Here is a 20,903-nt window from a genome sequence, read left to right as displayed (position 1 = left end):
TGAACGGGGTTAACGATAGGTCTGTAGTGAAAGTAGTGGCTGCACGCCGGGCTGTATATGTAGAAATGTGACCTCATTATGGGTAAAAACGACGGTCAAAAAAAAGTGTGAACTGGCTCCTACTCCCGGCCGGCATGCACGCTGCAAAAGCCAGAGCACTGCTATCCTGTAGCTAAATTAGGCGTAAAACGGCGGAAAACGGCGATGCACAAGAGCTTTACCCTGGCCAATACCTCAGGTATCGAACTGAACGTGTTTCAGTTCGGCCACGAGGATTGTGCGCCCGGCCACCGTTTCGGCCCGGCGGTGCGCCAGCATTACCTATTTCATTATGTGATATCCGGCTGCGGGACGCTGTATACCGACAGCGGCGAGTTTGTGATTCGCCCCGGCGAGGGCTTTCTGATCTATCCTCACGATGTCACCACCTATTGCGCGGACCCGCAGGATCCCTGGCACTACATGTGGATTGAGGTCGACGGCCTGATGGCCGCCACGCTGTTTCAGCAGTGCCGCCTTAGCCGCCTGAGGCCGGTTTACCGGCCGCAGCGCTACCGGCAGGATGCCGAGGAACGGCGCTGTCTGGCGGAGATTGTCGCCCACGAACAAAACGACGCCTGGCTGAAAATCATCGGCTTAAGCTACCAGTTCTTCGCCGCGCTGATCGCCAATGCCCAACAGGAGCAGCCGGCCGCGCCGGCGGAAAAGACCCGCCATCTCAGCAAAGCGGTGAAATACCTGGAAAGCCGCTACCACGAACCGCTCTCCATCGGCCAGCTGGCGGCCTACTGCAACCTGAACCGCAGCTATCTGAGCCGTCTGTTTAAAGCGGAGTTTGGCCTGGGGCCGAAAGAGTATTTGCTGCAGGTGCGCATGAGTGTCGCCGCCAGCCTGCTGCGCCACGGCAGCGCGGCGATTAAGGTGGTGGCGCTGTCGGTGGGCTATGACAACCAGCTGCACTTCTGCAAGGCGTTTCGCCAGTTTTACGGCGTCTCCCCCAGCGCCTGGCGCAGCGGTGAAGGCGACCTTACCCCCAGCATTGAGCCGCGCCTGATGGCTACGCTGCGTGTCGATAGCGACATCGCGCAGTCACGCGGCTAAAAAAAACGGGGAGCCGCAGCTCCCCGTTTCATCTGATAGCGTCAGTCTTAATCGACCTGCTTGATATCGACCCGCAGCTCTTTCGGCACTTCGAACACGATATTCTCTTCACGGCCGCTGATTTCCTGCACGTTCTTACCGCCCAGGGCCTTCAGCCGGCTGATGACTTCCTGCACCAGCACGTCCGGCGCCGAGGCGCCGGCGGTCACGCCGATATTGCTGGCATCCTTCAGCCACTGCTCCTGAATATCCATCGCTGAATCAATCAGGTAAGCCGGCTTGCCGACCCGCTGCGCCAACTCCGCCAGACGGTTGGAGTTGGAGGAGTTTTTCGACCCCACCACCAGCACCACGTCCGCATCGCCGGCCAGGTTACGCACCGCTTCCTGACGGTTGGTGGTGGCGTAACAAATATCGTCTTTGCGCGGCCCGATGATTTTCGGGAAGCGTTGACGCAGGGCGTCGATCACGTCCGAAGTATCATCCACCGACAGCGTGGTCTGCGTCATAAAGCACAGGTTGTCTTCGTTCTTGACCTGCAGCTTCCATACGTCGTCCGGCGATTCGACCAGATACATGCCCCCTTGCGGGTTGCTGTACTGGCCCATGGTGCCTTCAACTTCCGGGTGGCCCGCATGGCCGATCAGAATCGCTTCCACGCCTTTGCGACTGGCGCGCGCTACTTCCATATGCACCTTGGTCACCAGCGGACAGGTGGCGTCAAACAGCATGGTCAGATCGCGCGCCTTCGCCTCGGCGCGCACCGCCTGCGACACGCCGTGCGCCGAGAAGATCAGGATCGAGCCGTCCGGCACTTCCGCAATCTCTTCGATAAACACCGCGCCGCGCGCGCGCAGGCTGTCGACCACATAGCGGTTATGCACCACTTCGTGACGCACGTAGATTGGCGCGCCGTAAATCTCCAGCGCACGTTCAACGATGCTGATTGCGCGATCGACCCCGGCGCAGAAGCCGCGCGGGTTAGCCAGCAGTATTTGCATGCGTCTCCTCCTGCTGCGGATCGATCTCCAGCACTTCAATGTCGAAGGTGATCGGGTGCCCCGCCAGCGGATGGTTAAAATCAACGGTGACCGACTCTTCGGCCACTTCGCGCACGACGCCCGGCATCTCTTTGCCGTCCATCGAGGTGAACAGCATGATGGTGCCCACTTCCGGCACGCCGGTTTCGGCAAAGTCGCGGCGCAGGAAGAACTGGATCAAATCCGGGTTGTTGGCGCCGAATGCGTCTTCCGGCTGCAGCGTAAAGGCGCGCTTGTCGCCGGCGCTCAGGCCGAGCAGCTGCTGCTCCAGCGACGCCGACAGGCTGCCGTCGCCAAGGCGGAACAGCGCCGGTTTACCGTTGCCGCGGGTGGATTCCGCCGTTGAACCATCTTCCAGTTTCAGCGTGAAATGCACCAGCACTGCGCTGTTAGGTTGTACCTGGGCCGTCATGTTACTCACCTTTACTCGTTGCACGCTTGCCGGAAGGCAGGAAGCCTTCCAGTACGATCATCGCCGCCCCCACGCAGATAAAGCTGTCTGCGAGATTGAAGGTCGGGTAATGCCAGTTGCCGACATAGAAATCGATAAAGTCGACCACAAAGCCGTGCCACAGGCGGTCAAACAGGTTGCCCAGCGCGCCGCCGATAATAAACGCATAGGCGATGTTGTTCAGCTTTTGCTGCGCCTGGCTGCGGTACATCATCACCAGCAGCACCGCCACGATGGCGACGGCGATGCCGGCGAAGAACCAGCGCTGCCAGCCGCCGTGGTCGGCCAGGAAGCTGAACGCCGCGCCGTAGTTACGCGCGTAGTACAGGTTGAAGAACGGCACCAACGGCTGGGACTGGCCCAGCGCGAAATGGCTCAGAATCCACTGTTTGCTGACAAAATCCAGCGCCAGCACCACCACCACTAACCACAGCCAACGCAGGCCGGTCGAACAGATCGGTTTACTCATCAGGCAAATTTACGTTTTTCGCCGTCGCCGGCTACGTTGCTCACACAGCGGCCGCAAAGATCTGCGTGCTCCGCCACCTTGCCGATATCCGTGGTGTAATGCCAGCAGCGCGGACATTTTTCACCTTCAGCGCTGTCGAAGGCGATTTTCAGACCCTTCAGCTGTTCGCTCTGCTGCGCATCCGCCGGCGCATCCGCCAGCGGCGCAACGCGCGCGCCGGAGGTCAGCAGCACGAAGCGCAGCTCATCCTGCAGATTGTTCAGGTGCGCGGCCAGCGCATCGTCGGCGTACAGCGTGACCGACGCTTCCAGCGAACCGCCGAGACGCTTGTCGGCGCGCGCCTGCTCCAGCACCTTGTTGACTTCGCCGCGCACTTTCAGCAGCTCGGCCCAGAACTCGTCGTTCATGCTTTCGCCTTCGGCCAGGCGGAACAGACCGTCGTACCACTCTTCGGTAAACACGAACTGCGCGCGGTCGCCCGGCAGGAAGCCCCAGATTTCATCGGCGGTGAACGACATGATCGGCGCCATCCAGCGCACCAGCGCTTCCGCAATGTGGAACAGCGCGGTCTGGCAGCTGCGGCGCGCGTTGCTGTCGCTCTTGGCGGTGTACTGACGGTCCTTGATGATGTCCAGATAGAAGGAGCCCATCTCAACCGAGCAGAACTGCATCAGACGCTGCACCACTTCGTGGAAGTCGTAGTTGGCGTAGGCGTGCTCAATGTCTTTTTGCGCCGCCATGGCGCGGCCGACCGCCCAGCGGTCCAGCACCACCATATCTTCCGGATCCAGGCAGTCGGTGCTTGGATCGAAGCCGCTCAGGTTCGCCAGCAGGAAGCGTGCGGTGTTGCGGATACGGCGATACGAGTCGGCGGCGCGCTTGAGGATCTCATCAGATACCGCAATCTCGCCGGTGTAGTCGGTAGACGCCACCCACAGACGCAGAATGTCGCCGCCCAGCTTGTTCATCACGTCCTGCGGGCTAACGGTGTTGCCGATAGACTTGGACATCTTGCGACCCTGGCCGTCAACGGTAAAGCCGTGGGTCAGCACCTCTTTGTACGGCGCCTTGCCCTTCATCGCGGTGGAGATCATCAGCGATGACATAAACCAGCCGCGGTGCTGGTCGGAACCTTCCAGATACATGTCCGCGCCGTGGCCCTGGAATTCAGGACGCACGTCGACCACCGACGCATGGGTGGAGCCGGAATCGAACCAGACGTCCAGCGTGTCCGGCACTTTCATATAGTTGTCGGCGTCCGCGCCGAGGATGTCCGCCGGGTTCAGATCCCACCACGCCTGGATGCCGTCCTGCTCCACGCGCTTGGCGACCTCTTCCATCAGCTCCACGCTGCGCGGGTGCAGCTGTTCGCTCTCTTTATGCACGAACAGCGCCATCGGAACGCCCCAGGTGCGCTGACGCGAAATGCACCAGTCAGGACGGTTGACGACCATGGTTTCGATACGCGCCTGGCCCCAGTCCGGGATCCACTTCACGCCTTTGATCTCTTGCAGCGACTGCTGACGCAGCCCCTTCTGATCCATGCTGATAAACCACTGCGGCGTGGCGCGGAAGATGATCGGCGTTTTATGACGCCAGCAGCACGGGTAGCTGTGCTGCAGCTTTTCCACATGCAGCAGCGCGCCCTGCTCGCGCAGCATCTCGACGATCAGGTCGTTGGCCTTGAAGACGAATTTGCCATCCAGCTGCGGATGGGTGCCGGTCAGGTAGCAGCCGTTCGGGCCGACCGGGTTGGCGATCTCCAGACCGTATTTCTGGCTGATGACGAAGTCGTCCGGGCCATGGCCGCCGGCGGTGTGCACCGCGCCGGTACCGGCGTCCAGCGTTACGTGGTCGCCCATGATCGCCGGCACGTCAAAGCCCATAAACGGATGCTGGAAGCGCAACAGCTCCAGATCTGCGCCCTTGCAGCTGCCCAGCACCGTCCAGTCGGTGATGCCGGCGCGTTTCATCACGCTGGTCACCAGATCTTCGGCCAGGATCAGGCTCTGGCCGTCAACCTGCACCAGCTGGTAGGTGAATTCCGGGTTCAGCGAGATTGCGCGGTTGGCCGGCAGGGTCCACGGCGTGGTGGTCCAGATCACCAGCGAAATCGCGCCGCTGAAATTGCTGACGCCGAACTTGGCCGCCACCGCCGCCGCATCGCTGGCGTGGAAGGTCACGTCGATCGACGGCGAGGTTTTGTCGTAATACTCGACTTCCGCTTCCGCCAGGGAAGAGCCGCAGTCGGTACACCAGTGAACCGGCTTGGCGCCCTTCAGCAGGTGGCCGTTGTCGATGATTTTACCCAGCGCGCGGATGATGTTGGCTTCGGTCTTGAAGTCCATCGTCAGGTATGGGCGGTCCCAGTCCCCCAACACGCCCAGGCGGATAAAGTCCTTCTTCTGGCCTTCAACCTGCTCTTTGGCGTATTCACGGCACTTCTGACGGAACTCGGCGGCGCTCAGCTTCTCGCCCGGCTTGCCGTACAGCTGCTCGACTTTCAGCTCGATCGGCAGACCGTGACAGTCCCAGCCCGGCACATACGGCGAGTCGTAACCGGCCATCCCTTTTGACTTGATAATAATGTCTTTGAGAATCTTGTTAACCGAGTGACCAATGTGAATGTTGCCGTTCGCATACGGAGGGCCGTCATGCAGAATGAAGGTTTTTTTACCCTTTTTGGCAGCACGAATAATCCCGTACAGATCCTGTTCATACCAACGTTGCAGCATGCCAGGTTCGCGCTTGGCGAGATCGCCGCGCATCGGGAACCCTGTTTCCGGCAGGTTCAGGGTGTTCTTATAGTCACTCATGAGATTCTCGTTTCCGTTTTCGGCTATTTAGGTAGAGCGATTAAACCAGTGTCTTTGGCCCGAAGAATTCCCGGGCGCTCACCACATCATTGGCGATTTGCTGCTTCAGCGCGTCGAGCGAAGCAAAACGCTGTTCATTGCGCAGTTTTGCGCGGAGCACCACATCAATATGGCGCCCATAAAGATCCATTGTGACATCCAGCAGATGGACTTCCAGTTGCTGGCGCACGCCGGCGACGGTCGGGCGCGTGCCGATATTGGCCACGCCCGGCAACGGCTGCGGGCCAAGGCCGTATACCTCAACGGCATACACGCCTTTCACCGGCGCAACCAGCCGCTTCAGCGGCAGATTGGCGGTCGGGAAACCGATGGTGCGCCCCAGCTCATCGCCGTGCACCACGCGCCCGGAAATACTGTAGGGATGGCCCAGCAGCGTTTCCGCCAGCGGCAGATCGTCATCGCGCAGCGCGTTGCGGATCGCCGTGCTGCTGATGCGCTGCCCGCCTTCACGGAAGGTCGGGGTGCTGACCACCTCGAAGCCGTATTCCGCGCCGGCTTTCTGCAACAGCGGAAAATCGCCGAGGCGGTTGGCGCCAAAGCGAAAATCGTCCCCCACCATCAGGAACTTCACCCCCAGTTTTTGCACCAGCAGTTCGGCAACAAAGGACTGCGCGGTATGGGCGGCGAAACGCGGATCGAACTTGACGCACAGCAGGTAATCAACCCCGGCCTGCGCCAGATACTTCGCCTTGTCGCGCAAGCGCGTCAGGCGGGCCGGCGCCTTGTCCGCCGCAAACAGCTCCAGCGGCTGCGGCTCGAAAATCATGACGATCACCGGCAGCCCGAGGCGTTGGCCCTCTTGCTTTAGCTGCTCCAACAGCGCCTTGTGACCGCGATGCACGCCGTCAAAATTGCCGATGGTGAGCACGCAACCATGGTGGCGCGCCCGAATGTTGTGAATGCCGCGAATTAGCTCCATAGCTGGCTCAAAACAGTGGAAATCGGCGGATTATACCTTGTACAGCGGTTAAGGTTAACCCGCGATTGCTTCCTTGGATGTAATAGTCACACCATACCGAAGATTGTCGGCGGGAGAAACGCCTAAAGCGCAGTTTATCCGGCAAAGAACAGCCCGCGGAGCCGGGCGCGCGTCGCCTTGTCGCCGTCATGGCGCAAAAGCGGGCGAATTTTATCGTGAAACACTGTATTCCCATGGACGAAGCTGGTAAAATCCTGCGCCATCACAACGTAGCGAGTGCCGACCGTACAAACGGCGCTTATTTGCACAAATCCATTGACAAACGAAGGCTAAAAGGGCATATTCCTCGGCCTTTGAATTGTCCTCAATAGAATATATTTGGGAGTTGGACCTTGGCTAATATCAAATCAGCTAAGAAACGCGCCGTACAGTCTGAGAAACGCCGCAAGCACAATGCTAGCCGTCGCTCAATGGTGCGTACCTTCATCAAGAAGGTATATGCCGCTATCGCAGCCGGCGACAAAACTGCAGCACAAAACGCATTCAACGAAATGCAACCACTTGTGGACCGTCAGGCAGCTAAAGGCCTGATCCACAAAAACAAAGCAGCGCGTCATAAGTCAAACCTGACTGCGCAAATCAACGCAATGCAATAAGCATTACGTTGTCTGCTTGTTAAAAAAACCGGCTCTGGCCGGTTTTTTTACGTCTGCGTTCCGCCTCAGAGAGTAAACAGCGCGGAAAAATCCTTGTTGCACACCCGCTGCACCGCCGGATGCTGAATCATACGCTCGGCAAAAATAACGTAGTACTCTTCCTGCACGTTATCGATACGGCCAATCTCCACCACGTCATCATCATTGTAGGTATCCTGCGCATACAGCGTCGGCGCAACAAAAATGGCGTTATGGTACATGCCGAACGCTTTCATCAGCGCCGCGTCATCAAACTCTCCCAGTACCTCAACCTGAATACCCTGGCTGTTGAACCAGTTAAGCAGTTTGCGCCCCAGCATTGAACGGCGGCCGGGGATCAGCAGCTTACGCTGCTGCAGACAGGCGGGGAACGGCAGATCCGGCACCGGCTGACGGCAGAAGAAACTGATGCCGCACTCACCCAGCTTCAGCGAGAACAGCCCTTCCTGCTGGCTGGAGTCCACCGGACAGTCCGACAGGATCATATCCAGCTTGTGCTGACTGAGCTGCTCCAGCAGCATCTCATGCGTCGACTCAAAGCAGCGCAGGTGGATTTGCTCGTTCTCCACTACCGCCGTTTCCAGCACCTGGCTGACCAGCCGTTTGGATAATGCGTCCGCCACCCCGACGTCAAACAGCAGGTTGGACTCTTTGCGATAGTTGACGATATCCAGCATTTCCTGGCTGAGCATAAACATCTTGTCGGCGTAGCGGAACACCAGCTGCCCCAGCTCGGAAGGCACCAGCCCGCGCCCCTGGCGCTTGAACAGCTTGCCGTCCAGACGCTCTTCCAGCGCCTTGATCTGGCCGGTAATGGTCTGCGGAGTCAGGAACAGCGCTTCCGCCGCGCCCACCACCGAGCCTTCCTTGCAAACCTGCCAGAAGTAATACAGATGATTAAAGTTGATATGCGACATTCTCACGACGTTGTTCTCCTTACGCTTCGCTGCGGCAAACGGTCTGCCGTATTGAGCGACAAACTCCCTTTTCTTCCTGGCGACATATTTCCTACCTCTGATTTCGAGGCCGGAGCCGCCATCATGATACACAGCTCCGACCACAATTGTAGCCCATCATCGCGGTAAGGTAATCGCCTATTTGCCCCGGTGCGCCAGCGACAGACGCAGCAGCGCGTAACCCACCAGCGCCGCCGCGGTGGAACCTAACAGAATCCCCAGGCGCGAGTAGGTGCTGAACGCCTCGTCCGCACCGCTGAAGGCCAGCGAAGCGATAAAGATCGACATGGTAAAACCAATACCACACAGCACCGAAACGGCAAACACCTGTTTGAAGCCGATATCCTCCGGCAAGCGGGCGATGCCGGACTTCACCGCCAGCCAGCTGAAGATAAAGATCCCCAGCGGCTTGCCGATAAACAGGCCGGCGGCGATGCCCATCGGCAGCAGAGAGGCCAGACCGTTGAGGGAAACCCCCTCCAGCGACACCCCGGCGTTGGCAAAGGCGAATAGCGGCAGGATCAGGAATGCCACCCAAGGATGCATTTCATGCTCCAGCGTCTCTGAAGGCGACGGCCCCTTTTTGACCTTCAGCGGGATCATAAAGCCGACAATCACCCCGGCCAACGTCGCATGCACGCCGGATTTGAGGATCGCCACCCACAGCACCAGGCCGACAATCATATAGATAGAGGTTTTGCTCACCCCGCGCCAGTTCATCAGCGCCAGCACCGCAACGGCCGCCGCCACCACCCCCAGCGCCGCCAGCGACACCTCATGGGTATAGAACAGGGCGATAATCACGATAACCCCCAGGTCATCAATGATCGCCAGCGCCAGCAGGAATACTTTGAGGCTGGTCGGCACCCGGTTGCCCAGCAGCGCCATCACCCCCAGGGCAAAGGCGATATCGGTCGCGGCCGGAATCGCCCAGCCCTGACGCGCGATATCATCGCCGCCGTTGAACAACAGGTAAATCAGCGCCGGCGCCAGCATCCCGCCCAGCGCGGCAATCGCCGGGAACACCGCTTTATCGCGCCCGGCCAGCGAGCCTTGCATCAGCTCGCGCTTGACCTCCAGCCCGACCACCAGGAAGAAGATCGCCATCAGGCCATCGTTAATCCACAGCAGCAGCGGCTTGGCGATCTCCAGCGAGGAAATCTTTACCATCACCGGCAGGTTAAGGAATCCCTGATACACGCCCTGCAGCGGTGAGTTGGCCATCATCAGGGCGATCACCGCCGCCACAATCAGAATGATGCCGCCTGCCGCCTCCTGGCGTAAAAATTGACGAATAATATTGGTCATGCACTGTCACTCCCGACAAAAACGCAAAGCGTCTCCGCTTTGCATTCACCACGTATAGAGTGAGTATAGCCTGCAGGATGATTCGTAAAAACAAGATTATTAGTGCAAAATAACTCGGCAAAACCGACATGAAAGAGATCTTTCTGACGCTCAACCCGCCCGCTAAAAAAGAAAACCCCGGCGCCAGGGCCGGGGTTTGCGGACGATAAATACGGCGTTCGCGTTAACGGGTCAAATCATCGAAAAACTTTTTCACCCCGTCGAAGAAAGTCTTCGAGCGCGGGCTGTTTTTATCGCCGGAAGGGCCGCCAAGGCTCTCTTCCAGTTCTTTCAACAGCTGTTTCTGTTTGTCGTTGAGTTTGACCGGCGTTTCTACCACCACGCGGCACAGCAGGTCGCCCTGGCTGCCGCCGCGCACGGATTTCACGCCTTTACCGCGCATGCGGAACAGCTTGCCGGTCTGCGTTTCTGAAGGCACCTTCAGCTTCACGCGGCCGTCGAGCGTCGGCACTTCAATCTCGCCGCCCAGCGCCGCCATGGCAAAGTTAATCGGCACTTCGCAGTACAGGTTATTGCCTTCACGTTCGAAGATCGGGTGCGCCTTCACCTGCACCTGAACGTACAGATCGCCGGCCGGTGCGCCGTGCTCGCCGGCTTCCCCTTCACCCGCCAGGCGGATGCGGTCGCCGGTATCCACGCCGGCAGGAATTTTCACCGACAGCGTTTTGGATTTCTCTACCCGGCCGTGGCCGTGGCAGCTATTGCACGGATCTTTGATAATCTGGCCGCGGCCGTGACAGTGCGGACACGCCTGCTGTACGGTGAAGAAGCCCTGGCGCATCTGCACCTGGCCCTGACCGTGACAGGTCGGACAGGTCACCGGCGAGCTGCCCGGCTTGGCGCCGCTGCCGTGGCACACGTCGCACTCTTCCAGCGTCGGGATACGAATCTCTTTGGTGACGCCGCGCACCGCTTCTTCCAGCGTCAGCTCCATGTTGTAGCGCAGGTCGGAACCGCGGCTGGCGCGCTGACGACGACCGCCGCCGAAAATATCGCCGAATACGTCGCCAAAGATATCGCTAAAGTCGGCGCCGCCGCCAAAGCCGCCGCCGCCCATGCCGCCCTGTTCAAAGGCGGCATGGCCGTACTGATCGTAAGCGGCGCGCTTCTGATCGTCGCCCAGGATTTCGTAAGCTTCCTTGATCTCTTTAAAGCGGCTTTCGGCATCTTTTTCCTGGTTACGGTCCGGGTGGAACTTCATCGCCAGGCGCTTGTACGCCTTTTTGATTTCGCGCTCATCCGCCGTTTTGGCGACGCCGAGAACCTCGTAATAGTCTTTCTTCGCCATTGTCTTTATTAGCCCTAACATGCGTGCACGGGCGCAGAGTTGCCTCAACGCCCGTGCTGGTTTCCAGTAACGCGTGAGCGGCGTTACCGTGCCCGCTTAAGGGCGATTATTTTTTGTCTTTAACTTCTTCGAACTCGGCGTCAACTACGTCGTCTTCTTTCTTCGCCGCGTTGTCTGCCGCGCCCGCGTCGGCACCCTGCGCCTGCGCCTGAGCCTGCGCCATTTCCATCAGCTTGCCGGAAACCTGCACCAGCGCCTGGGTCTTCGCGTCGATCTCGGCTTTGTCTTCGCCTTTCGCCGCGGTTTCCAGTTCGCTCAGCGCGCTTTCGATAGCGGTTTTATCTTCCGCTGGCAGCTGCTCGCCGGCTTCTTCCAGTTGCTTACGCGTGCCGTGGATCAGGTGATCCGCCTGGTTGCGCGTCTGCACCAGCTCTTCGAACTTACGGTCAGATTCAGCGTTAGCTTCCGCATCGTTCACCATTTTCTGGATTTCAGCTTCGTCCAGACCGGAAGAGGCCTTGATGGTGATTTTCTGCTCTTTACCGGTGTTCTTGTCTTTGGCAGAAACGTGCAGGATGCCGTCGGCATCGATATCGAAGGTGACTTCGATCTGCGCCATACCGCGCGGTGCCGGCTGGATGCCGTCCAGGTTGAACTGGCCCAGAGACTTGTTGTCGCTGGAGCGCTTGCGCTCGCCCTGCAGCACGTGGATGGTTACCGCAGACTGGTTGTCTTCAGCGGTAGAGAACACCTGGCTGTGCTTGGTCGGGATCGTGGTGTTTTTGCTGATCAGCGAAGTCATCACGCCGCCCATGGTTTCGATACCCAGAGACAGCGGGGTAACGTCCAGCAGCAGTACGTCTTTCACATCACCGGCCAGTACGCCGCCCTGAACCGCAGCGCCGATAGCGACCGCTTCGTCCGGGTTCACGTCTTTACGCGGCTCTTTACCGAAGAAGTCAGCAACTTTCTTCTGCACCATTGGCATACGGGTCTGACCGCCGACCAGGATCACGTCCTGAATATCGGAGACGGACAGGCCTGCGTCGGTCAGCGCAACTTTCAGCGGCTCGATGGAGCGCGCCACCAGATCTTCAACCAGAGACTCGAGCTTCGCACGGGTCACTTTGATGTTCATGTGTTTCGGACCGGTCGCATCTGCGGTGATGTACGGCAGGTTAACGTCGGTCTGCTGTGCGGAAGACAGTTCGATCTTCGCTTTCTCAGCGGCTTCTTTCAGACGCTGCATCGCCAGCGGATCGTTACGCAGGTCAATGCCCTGCTCTTTCTTGAACTCTTCCACCAGGTAGTTGATCAGACGGCTGTCGAAGTCTTCACCGCCCAGGTGGGTGTCACCGTTGGTCGCCAGAACTTCGAAGGTTTTTTCGCCGTCAACTTCGTCGATTTCGATGATAGAGATATCGAAAGTACCGCCGCCCAGGTCATAAACCGCGATGGTGCGGTTGCCGACTTCTTTGTCCAGGCCGTAAGCCAGGGCAGCAGCCGTTGGTTCGTTGATGATACGTTTTACTTCCAGACCGGCGATACGGCCGGCGTCTTTGGTCGCCTGACGCTGCGCATCGTTGAAGTAAGCCGGTACGGTGATAACCGCTTCAGTTACCGGTTCGCCCAGGTAATCTTCCGCCGTTTTCTTCATTTTCTTCAGCACTTCGGCAGAGATCTGTGGCGGTGCCATTTTCTGGCCTTTCACTTCCAGCCATGCGTCGCCGTTGTCAGCGCCGATGATTTTGTACGGCATGATGTCTTTATCACGCTGTGCTTCTTCGTCCTGGAAGCGACGGCCGATCAGGCGCTTGATCGCAAACAGGGTGTTTTGTGGGTTAGTAACAGCCTGACGTTTAGCCGGCTGGCCAACCAGAGTTTCACCGTCCTGGGTATAAGCAATGATTGACGGCGTGGTGCGATCGCCTTCGGCGTTTTCCAGCACGCGTGCCTTGTTGCCATCCATAATAGCTACACAAGAGTTGGTAGTACCCAGGTCGATACCAATAATTTTGCCCATCTAAACATCTCCACTAATAAATTCGATTTCGGTCAAGTTGCTAACCTATATGCGGACGTTTTTTTACTTTTCAACTGCCCGATTTTTCCGCCTTGTATCCCCTGCGTTTCAACGCTCAAACCACGAGGTTGCGGGTGAAAGGCGAAGGTGATACCACGATCAGCAACTGCGGTTGAGAATAAGATGGGGGCATCTGGCCCGGCATCAAGGGGGAGAGTAAAAAAATTTCTTTGCCGGGCGGCAATGCCGCGCTCCACCGGCCATCTCTGACCGCTGCCCGCGTTGCCGCCCGGCGGCGCGCTACAGATCCACCAGCGAATCGGCGCGGGTCGCCAGACGGTCGCCGTCCAGATCGCGATGCAGATAGATCCCCAGCGCCAGCCCGAGCGCCGACAGCGCCAGCACATAATAGGCGGGCGCCAGCGGCGTCAGCTTCATCATCAGCGTGACGAAAATCGGCGTCAGGCCGCCGAAAATGGCGTATGACAGATTGTAGGAAAACGAAATGCCGCTAAAGCGCACCGCCGGCGGAAAGGCACGCACCATCACGAACGGCACCGCCCCCACCACGCCGACGCTGAAACCCACCAGCGCATAACAGGCGAACAGCATCTCTGCATGCTGCGCCACGGTCTGATAAAACAGCCAGCTGCAGCCGGCCAGCAGCAGGCTGCCGACGATAAAGGTTTTGCTGGCGCCAAAGCGGTCGGCCGCCAGCCCGGCGGCCAGACAGCCGAAAATCAGCATAATGGTGGCGATGCTGTTAGCCTGCAGCGTCAGCGCCGGCGCAATGCCGAACTGCTTTTGCAGGTAGGTCGGCGTCATCAGGATCACCACCACCACGCCGGCGGACAACAGCCAGGTCAGCAGCATCGAGACGACCACCTCTTTCTTATACTGCTTCACCACCGTTTTCAGCGGCAGCTCCTCCGCCAGCGCCTTGCGCGCCTGCATCTCGACAAACACCGGCGTTTCCTGCAGCCAGCGGCGCAGATACATGGCGATCAGGCCGAATATGCCGCCCAGCAGGAACGGCACGCGCCAGCCGCCGTCGGCGATGCTTTGCGCGCTCAGCGTCGTATTGATGATGGTGGCGACCAGCGATCCCAGCAGGATGCCGACGGTCAGACCGGCGGTCAGCGTGCCGCAGGCCAGACCGACGCGTTTACGCGGCACGTGCTCCGCCACAAACACCCACGCCCCCGGCACTTCGCCGCCGATGGCGGCGCCCTGCAGCAGCCGCATCAACAGCAGCAGCAGCGGCGCCGCGATGCCGATGCTGGCGTAAGTCGGCAGCAGGCCCATGCCCAGCGTGGGCAGCGCCATCAGCAGAATACTCAGGCTGAACATCTTCTTGCGCCCGACCCGGTCGCCAAAGTGCGCCATCACAATGCCCCCCAGCGGGCGGGCCAGATAGCCGGCGGCAAAAATGCCGAAGGTCTGCACCAGACGCAGCCATTCCGGCATCTCGGCCGGGAAGAACAGCTCGCCGACCACGGCGGCGAAGAAGACGAAAATAATGAAGTCATAAAACTCCAACGCCCCGCCCAGCGCCGCCAGCGTCAGAGTTTTATAGTCTTGCCGGTTCAGCCGGCGTTGAGTGTCATGATGCATAGGTTACCGTCAGAGGAAGCAGATAAAATCACGCACGCCCGAGGGAGCGCTGTAAATGAATTCCGTCATACTTCAAGCTGCAGGCGTGTTGGCTGCGCTTAGTCACCCAATTATCGGGATCCCTCCCTTACCGCTTGCCTGCAACTCGAATTATTTAGGGGATATATCGGCAATATTATTTCACGCCAGCCTGACGGAGGGCCGCCCGGCGTTAATCGTTCGCGTCGCGACGCGCGCTTTTCGGCCGGAAGGCGGTGACCACCGCGCCGTCCGTTTCCACATACGGCCCTTCAAGCAGTTGGATGCAGTACGGTACGCTGGCGAAAATGCCGTGCACCACCACGTTGCCCTGCTCGTCCTTCACCCCTTCCAGCGTCTCCTTGATCGACTTGGGCTGGCCCGGCAGGTTGATAATCAGCGCCTGCTTGCGGATCGCCCCGACCTGACGTGAAAGAATCGCCGTTGGCACATAGTGTAGGCTGATCTGGCGCATCTGCTCGCCGAAGCCCGGCATCACGCGGTCGGCAATCGCCAGCGTTGCGTCCGGCGTCACATCGCGGCGCGACGGCCCGGTGCCGCCGGTGGTCAGCACCAGGTGACAGCCCGTTTCATCCACCAGCTCGCACAGCGTATGTTCGATCAAGGTTTGTTCGTCCGGGATCAGACGCGTCTCCAGTTTATACGGCGTCGTCAAGGCGCTGCTCAGCCACGCTTCCAGCGCCGGGATGCCCTTGTCCTGGTAAACGCCGCCGGAAGCGCGATCGGAAATCGAAACCAAACCAATACGTAATGTGTCCATGCTTAACCTCTACAGCCTGACGAAATGCGGGCGGCGTCATTTCCCGCCCGGTGATCAATGCCGAGAGTATACGGCCTCCGCCCGCCGCAGGAAGCCACTGGCATAAAAAAAGGTGGCCTGAGCCACCTTTTTGTCATCTGCTACCTGCGCTGCTTACAGCAGGTCGGCGATCATTTTTTCCAGCTTGCCCTGGTCAACGGCGAACTTGCGGATACCGTCGGTCAGTTTTTCCACCGCCATCGGATCCTGGTTGTGCTGCCAGTAGAACTCAGGTTCAGTCAGCGCCGCAGGGCGTGCTTTCACTTCGCCGCTGTAGGCGAGCTTACGCTCAACCGCGCCTTCGCTTTCCGCCAGCTCTTTCAGCAGCGCCGGCGCGATGGTCAGACGGTCGCAGCCGGCCAGTTCGATGATCTCACCGACGTTACGGAAGCTGGCGCCCATCACCACGGTGTCGTAACCGTGCTGCTTGTAGTACTGGTAGATTTCGGTGACGGAAACCACGCCCGGATCTTCGTGCGGCGCGAACTCTTTCTTGTCGCCGTTGGCCTTGTACCAGTCGAGGATACGGCCGACGAACGGAGAAATCAGGTACACGCCGGCTTCGGCGCAGGCACGCGCCTGAGCGAAGGAGAACAGCAGGGTCAGGTTACAGTTAATACCTTCTTTCTCCAGGCGTTCCGCCGCGCGGATGCCCTGCCAGGTAGAGGCCAGTTTGATCAGAATGCGATCGTTGCTGATGCCGGCCTCGTTATACAGTTTGATCAGACGCTTGGCCTTGGCGACGCTGGCTTCGGTGTCATAAGACAGGCGCGCATCCACTTCGGTGGAGATGCGGCCCGGCACCAGCTTCAGGATTTCCAGACCAATGTTCACCGCCAGTTTGTCCGCCGCATCGGCGATCTGCTGTTCGCGATCGCCGCTCTGCTCGCGCGCCCATGCGATAGCTTCATCAATCAGCTTGCGATATTCAGGGATCTGGGCCGCATTGAGGATCAGCGAAGGGTTGGTTGTCGCATCTTGCGGCTGATACAGCTTCATGGCAGCAATATCACCGGTATCCGCAACCACCGTGGTCAGCTGGCGCAGGGAAGTTAATTTGTCGGTCATGTTGGCATTGTCTCATCGTTTGTGCATGAACTTTTGGCATCGTTCGATCTTGCCTTGCCCTGATAATAACACGCGCAAGGCGCGGCGCAAGGCACGAAAATGGCCCTGCGCCACTGCGGAATTTTTGCCGTAACGCCGGGTATCTTTCGATATTTACGAAATGAAAATGAGACATTAACGAAAGTTAACAACAAGTAATTGTGCTAACTTCCCAGCACGCCGGGTGCTGGCAACGTCATAAACTGCGAAAAATCTTAATTAACTCGCCCCGTATGACTTTCGTTAAGTACTGGTAATAATTAGAGCAAAATCATTTCCCGGGCGGAGGATTGCTCCGGGTATTTACGCCTTTTGACAAGGAGGGATCCGTGACGGATCTGATTAATTTTATTAACAATATCCTGTGGGGATCGGTACTTATCTATCTGCTGATCGGCGCCGGCCTCTATTTCACCATCCGCACCCGCTTTATCCAGTTACGCCATTTCACCCATATGTTTTCGGTGCTGAAAAACAGCAACAAAAGCGACAGTTCCGGCATCTCCTCATTTCAGGCGCTGTGCACCACGCTGGCGGCAAGGGTCGGCACCGGCAACCTGACCGGCGTCGCCATCGCGCTGACCGCCGGCGGCCCCGGCGCCATCTTCTGGATGTGGGTGGTGGCGTTTATCGGCATGGCCACCTCATTTATCGAAAGCACCCTGGCCCAGCTGTATAAAACCAAAGACGATCAGGGCAACTACCGCGGCGGCCCGGCCTACTACATGGAAAAAGGCCTGGGCATGCGCTGGATGGGCGTGCTGTTCTCCCTGTTCCTGATCCTCGCCTTCGGCCTGGTGTTCAACGCGGTGCAGGCCAACTCCATCGCCCAGGCCAGCGCGGCGGCGTTCAACTTCAACCCGCTGTACGTCGGCATCGGTCTGGTGCTGCTGAGCGGCACCGTGATCTTCGGCGGCATCCGCTCCATCGCCCGCGTGGCGGAATGGGTAGTGCCCGTGATGGCGGCCGCCTACCTGCTGCTGGCCTTCTGGGTGCTGGCGATGAATATTGAACAGCTGCCGGCCATTTTGCTGCTGATTGTCAAAAGCGCCTTCGGTCTGCAGGAAGCGGCCGCCGGCGCCGTGGGCTACGGTATTTCCCAGGCGATGACCCAGGGCGTCCAGCGCGGTCTGTTCTCTAACGAGGCCGGCATGGGCTCAGCGCCGAACGCCGCGGCCTCCGCCTCGCCGTACCCGCCGCACCCGGCGTCGCAGGGCTACGTGCAGATGCTCGGCGTGTTTGTCGATACGCTGGTGATCTGCAGCGCCACCGCCGCCATTATTCTGGCCTCCGGCGTGATGGATAACCCAACCGGCGAGATCAGCGGCATTGAACTGACCCAGCGCGCGCTGTCCAGCGCCGTCGGCAGCTGGGGTTCGCCGTTTGTGGCGCTGGCGATTTTCTTCTTCGCCTTTACCTCAATCATCGCCAACTACGCCTACGCTGAAAACAATCTGATCTTCCTGGAGCACAATCATCCGGCGCGGCTGGTTATTTTCCGCTGCGTGGCGCTGGGCATGGTGATGTTCGGCGCGCTGGCGGAGCTGCCGCTGGTGTGGAAAATGGCCGATACCGCCATGGCGCTGATGGCGATCACTAACCTGACCGCCATTCTGCTGCTGTCGCGCGTCGCCTTTAAACTGGCCCGCGACTACAACCGCCAGCGGGCGCTCGGCAAGCTGCCGACCTTCGACGCCAGTCAGTACCCGGAACTGAAATCCCAGCTGGAGCCCGGCGTGTGGGATAATCCGCGCAAGCCTGACTGACCAGCACTCCCTCGCCAAGGCGCGCTCTGCGCGCCTTGTTTTTTTACCCCTCGCCTATCAGACCCATCGCCGCTTTTTCTCCCGTTTTTTGCTAAAGTATCCTCACTTTGATCAACAGGATGTCGCCATGCTCGTTATTATCTCACCTGCCAAGACGCTTGATTACGAAACTCCTCTGGCGACGGCTCGCTTTACGCAGCCCGAGCTGCTGGAACAGTCTGCAGAACTTATCAACATCAGCCGCCAGCTGACGCCGGCGCAAATCGCCAGCCTGATGAAGATCAGCGATAAGCTGGCCGGGCTGAACGCCGCGCGCTTTGCCGAATGGACGCCGCAGTTTACTCCGGATAATGCGCGTCAGGCCCTGCTGGCCTTTAAGGGCGACGTCTATACCGGCCTGCAGGCGCAGGACTTCAGCGAGGCGGATTTCGACTTCGCCCAGCAGCATTTGCGTATGCTGTCCGGCTTATACGGCGTGCTGCGTCCGCTCGATCTGATGATGCCTTACCGTCTGGAGATGGGCATCAAGCTGGCCAACCCGCGCGGTAAAGACCTGTACAGCTTCTGGGGCGAGCGCATCACCGACAAGCTCAACGAGGTGCTGCAGCAGCAAGGCGACGACGTGGTGGTCAACCTGGCGTCGGATGAATACTTCAAGGCGGTGAAGCCGGCCAAACTGCACGGTCAGTTGATTAAACCGGTGTTCCTGGATGAGAAAAACGGCAAATATAAGGTGATCAGCTTCTACGCTAAAAAGGCGCGCGGCCTGATGAGCCGTTTTATTATCAAAAATCGCCTGACCAAAGCCGAGCAGCTGGCTGATTTCAATCTGGAAGGGTATGCCTTTGATGAGGCGGCGTCCAAGGCGGATGAACTGGTGTTCAAACGTCCTGAGCAGTAAGAGAAAGGGCCGGTAATCACCGGCCCTGAAGTTGATGACAACGTCGTCTGATGACCCGAGATACCCGGGCCTAGCGTAACGAGGGGCACTTCGGCGGCTAACGCCGCTACGACCCCATCGCCACGCTCTCCCTAATAACAGGCTTTGTCAGCAGTCTGAGGGCCGGTAATCACCGGCCCTCAATCATCACGTCACCTTAATCAGGCAGGCAGCGCCATCATAAACTGACGCAGCTGCGCGAAGTCGGCCGGCAGCGAATGCGACAGCAGCGGCAGCTCGGCGCGCACCGCCAGCGCCTTCGGCAACGGCAGCTCCTGCTGTAAAATCTCTTCCACGCTCTCTTTGAACTTCGCCGGATGCGCGGTGCCGAGGAACAGGCCAAACTCGCCGTCCTGCAGCTGGTCGCGCAGCAACCGGTAGGCGATGGCCGCATGCGGCTCGGAGAGATAGCCTAACGCCGCCAGCTCCTTCATCGTCTCTTTGGTGGTTTCATCGCTGACCGCCCCGTGCCCCAGCTCTTTCAGCTGCCAGATTTTGCGGCGGAACAGCTCTTCCACCCGCGGCCAGTTATTCGGCTGGCTGACGTCCATCGCGTTGGAGAGCGTCGCCACCGTCGCGTGCGGCTGCCATTTACCGTCGTCGAGGAAGCGCGGCACCGTATCGTTGGCGTTGGTGGCGGCGATAAAGCGCTTCACCGGCAGTCCCAGCGACTTGGCCAGCAGGCCGGCGGTCAAATCGCCGAAGTTGCCGCTCGGCACCGAAATCACCAGCTGATTGCGCGCTTCCTGCGGCAGCTGCGCCACCGCCTCGAAGTAGTAGCAGATCTGCGCCAGCAGGCGGCTAATGTTGATCGAGTTGGCCGAGTTCAGGTGCAGCGCCTCTTTCAGCTCCCGATCGTCAAACGCCTGCTTCACCAGCGCCTGACAGGCGTCGAAGTCGCCGTCCACCGCCACGGTATGGATATTGCCGCCCAGGGTGCAGAACAGCTTTTCCTGCAGCGGGCTGATTTTCCCCTGCGGATAGAGGATCACCACGCGCACGTTTTTCAGGCCGTAGAACGCGTGCGCCACCGCCGCGCCGGTATCGCCGGAGGTCGCCGTCAGAATGGTGACCGGCTGGTCGCCGGCCACTTCCGCCAGCATCTGCGCCATAAAGCGGCCGCCGAAGTCTTTAAACGCCAGCGTCGGGCCGTGGAACAGCTCCAGACAAGCGATGTCGTCTTCGACCTGCGCCACCGGCGCCGGGAACTCAAAGGCGGCCTGCACGCGTTTGTGCAGCGCTTCTTCGCTGATTTCCTCACCGATAAACGCCGACAGAATACGCGCGCTGCGGGTCACGAAATCCAGCTTCAGCAGCTGGTCGATCTCGGTCAGTTCAAATTCCGGCAGCTCCAGCGGGAAAAACAGCCCCTGCTGTTTGCCCAGCCCCTGCTTGATCGCCTGTGCAAAGCTGACCTGCTCATTGTGATCTTTAAGGTTGTACAGTTTCATG

Annotated in this window: 17 protein-coding genes; 4 read left to right on the top strand and 13 right to left on the bottom strand. The window is 59.2% G+C overall.

The annotated features are described in order from the left end of the window. Positions 1-204: 204 nt before the first annotated feature. Positions 205-1,101, top strand: coding sequence for an AraC family transcriptional regulator (locus I6G83_RS10290; RefSeq protein WP_054305908.1), 897 nt, complete (start codon positions 205-207; stop codon positions 1,099-1,101). A gap of 47 nt (positions 1,102-1,148) precedes the next feature. On the opposite strand, the gene ispH is transcribed toward I6G83_RS10290, so the two are convergent. The 5 genes from ispH to ribF are packed head-to-tail and all read right to left on the bottom strand — an operon-like array spanning position 1,149 to position 6,856. Further along, a complete protein-coding gene (gene ispH / locus I6G83_RS10285) occupies positions 1,149-2,102 on the bottom strand; it encodes a 4-hydroxy-3-methylbut-2-enyl diphosphate reductase (protein WP_054305907.1) in 954 nt (317 codons plus the stop codon). Further along, positions 2,083-2,553, bottom strand: a complete 471-nt coding sequence (gene fkpB / locus I6G83_RS10280) for an FKBP-type peptidyl-prolyl cis-trans isomerase (protein ID WP_054305906.1) — start codon at positions 2,551-2,553, stop codon at positions 2,083-2,085. Before fkpB ends, ispH begins: the two co-directional genes overlap by 20 nt. A 1-nt stretch (position 2,554) precedes the next feature. Further along, positions 2,555-3,061, bottom strand: a complete 507-nt coding sequence (gene lspA, locus I6G83_RS10275) for a signal peptidase II (protein ID WP_054305905.1) — start codon at positions 3,059-3,061, stop codon at positions 2,555-2,557. Next, positions 3,061-5,877 carry an isoleucine--tRNA ligase gene (gene ileS / locus I6G83_RS10270; RefSeq protein ID WP_054305904.1) on the bottom strand — a complete coding sequence of 939 codons (2,817 nt, stop codon included), beginning with the start codon at positions 5,875-5,877 and terminating at the stop codon, positions 3,061-3,063. Before ileS ends, lspA begins: the two co-directional genes overlap by 1 nt. A 40-nt stretch (positions 5,878-5,917) precedes the next feature. Beyond that, entirely contained in the window at positions 5,918-6,856 is a 939-nt protein-coding gene (gene ribF / locus I6G83_RS10265; RefSeq protein ID WP_054305903.1) for a bifunctional riboflavin kinase/FAD synthetase, read from the bottom strand. A 392-nt stretch (positions 6,857-7,248) separates the two neighbouring features. On the opposite strand from ribF, the gene rpsT reads away from it, so the two are divergent. After that, positions 7,249-7,512, top strand: a complete 264-nt coding sequence (gene rpsT / locus I6G83_RS10260; protein WP_015670851.1) for a 30S ribosomal protein S20 — start codon at positions 7,249-7,251, stop codon at positions 7,510-7,512. A gap of 65 nt (positions 7,513-7,577) precedes the next feature. Here the strand turns inward: rpsT and nhaR are convergent, their stop codons facing one another. From nhaR to tal, 7 genes are all read right to left on the bottom strand, one after another. Continuing rightward, on the bottom strand, positions 7,578-8,474 hold the full coding sequence (gene nhaR, locus I6G83_RS10255; protein ID WP_015670850.1) for a transcriptional activator NhaR: 897 nt from the start codon (positions 8,472-8,474) through the stop codon (positions 7,578-7,580). Positions 8,475-8,645: 171 nt separating this feature from the next. Then, positions 8,646-9,815, bottom strand: a complete 1,170-nt coding sequence (gene nhaA, locus I6G83_RS10250; RefSeq protein ID WP_054305902.1) for a Na+/H+ antiporter NhaA — start codon at positions 9,813-9,815, stop codon at positions 8,646-8,648. 223 nt (positions 9,816-10,038) lie between these two features. Then, a complete protein-coding gene (gene dnaJ / locus I6G83_RS10245) occupies positions 10,039-11,163 on the bottom strand; it encodes a molecular chaperone DnaJ (protein ID WP_054305901.1) in 1,125 nt (374 codons plus the stop codon). Positions 11,164-11,269: 106 nt separating this feature from the next. Then, positions 11,270-13,186, bottom strand: coding sequence for a molecular chaperone DnaK (dnaK, locus tag I6G83_RS10240; protein WP_015670847.1), 1,917 nt, complete (start codon positions 13,184-13,186; stop codon positions 11,270-11,272). A 300-nt stretch (positions 13,187-13,486) separates the two neighbouring features. Then, positions 13,487-14,800, bottom strand: a complete 1,314-nt coding sequence (locus I6G83_RS10235) for an MFS transporter (RefSeq protein WP_054305900.1) — start codon at positions 14,798-14,800, stop codon at positions 13,487-13,489. Positions 14,801-15,011: 211 nt separating this feature from the next. Continuing rightward, entirely contained in the window at positions 15,012-15,599 is a 588-nt protein-coding gene (mog, locus tag I6G83_RS10230; protein WP_054305899.1) for a molybdopterin adenylyltransferase, read from the bottom strand. Positions 15,600-15,752: 153 nt separating this feature from the next. After that, the gene (gene tal, locus I6G83_RS10225; RefSeq protein WP_015670844.1) at positions 15,753-16,706 is read right to left on the bottom strand and encodes a transaldolase; all 954 of its coding nucleotides are present in this window, start codon (positions 16,704-16,706) and stop codon (positions 15,753-15,755) included. 368 nt (positions 16,707-17,074) lie between these two features. On the opposite strand from tal, the gene I6G83_RS10220 reads away from it, so the two are divergent. Together I6G83_RS10220 and yaaA are read left to right on the top strand one after the other, a co-directional pair. Then, positions 17,075-18,511, top strand: coding sequence for an alanine/glycine:cation symporter family protein (locus I6G83_RS10220; RefSeq protein ID WP_054305898.1), 1,437 nt, complete (start codon positions 17,075-17,077; stop codon positions 18,509-18,511). Between the two features lie 127 nt (positions 18,512-18,638). Continuing rightward, positions 18,639-19,412 (top strand): peroxide stress protein YaaA, encoded by a 774-nt coding sequence (gene yaaA / locus I6G83_RS10215; protein ID WP_054305897.1) that lies wholly within the window; start codon positions 18,639-18,641, stop codon positions 19,410-19,412. Positions 19,413-19,612: 200 nt separating this feature from the next. Here the strand turns inward: yaaA and thrC are convergent, their stop codons facing one another. After that, positions 19,613-20,902: a threonine synthase gene (gene thrC, locus I6G83_RS10210; protein ID WP_015670841.1), complete on the bottom strand. Its 1,290-nt coding sequence runs from the start codon at positions 20,900-20,902 to the stop codon at positions 19,613-19,615. Position 20,903: the final 1 nt, after the last annotated feature.

This window comes from Serratia rubidaea (genome assembly GCF_016026735.1).
Classification (GTDB): domain Bacteria; phylum Pseudomonadota; class Gammaproteobacteria; order Enterobacterales; family Enterobacteriaceae; genus Serratia_B; species Serratia_B rubidaea.
The sequence above is the reverse complement of the archived record's forward strand: the minus strand, read 5'-3'. Positions and strand labels throughout refer to the sequence as shown.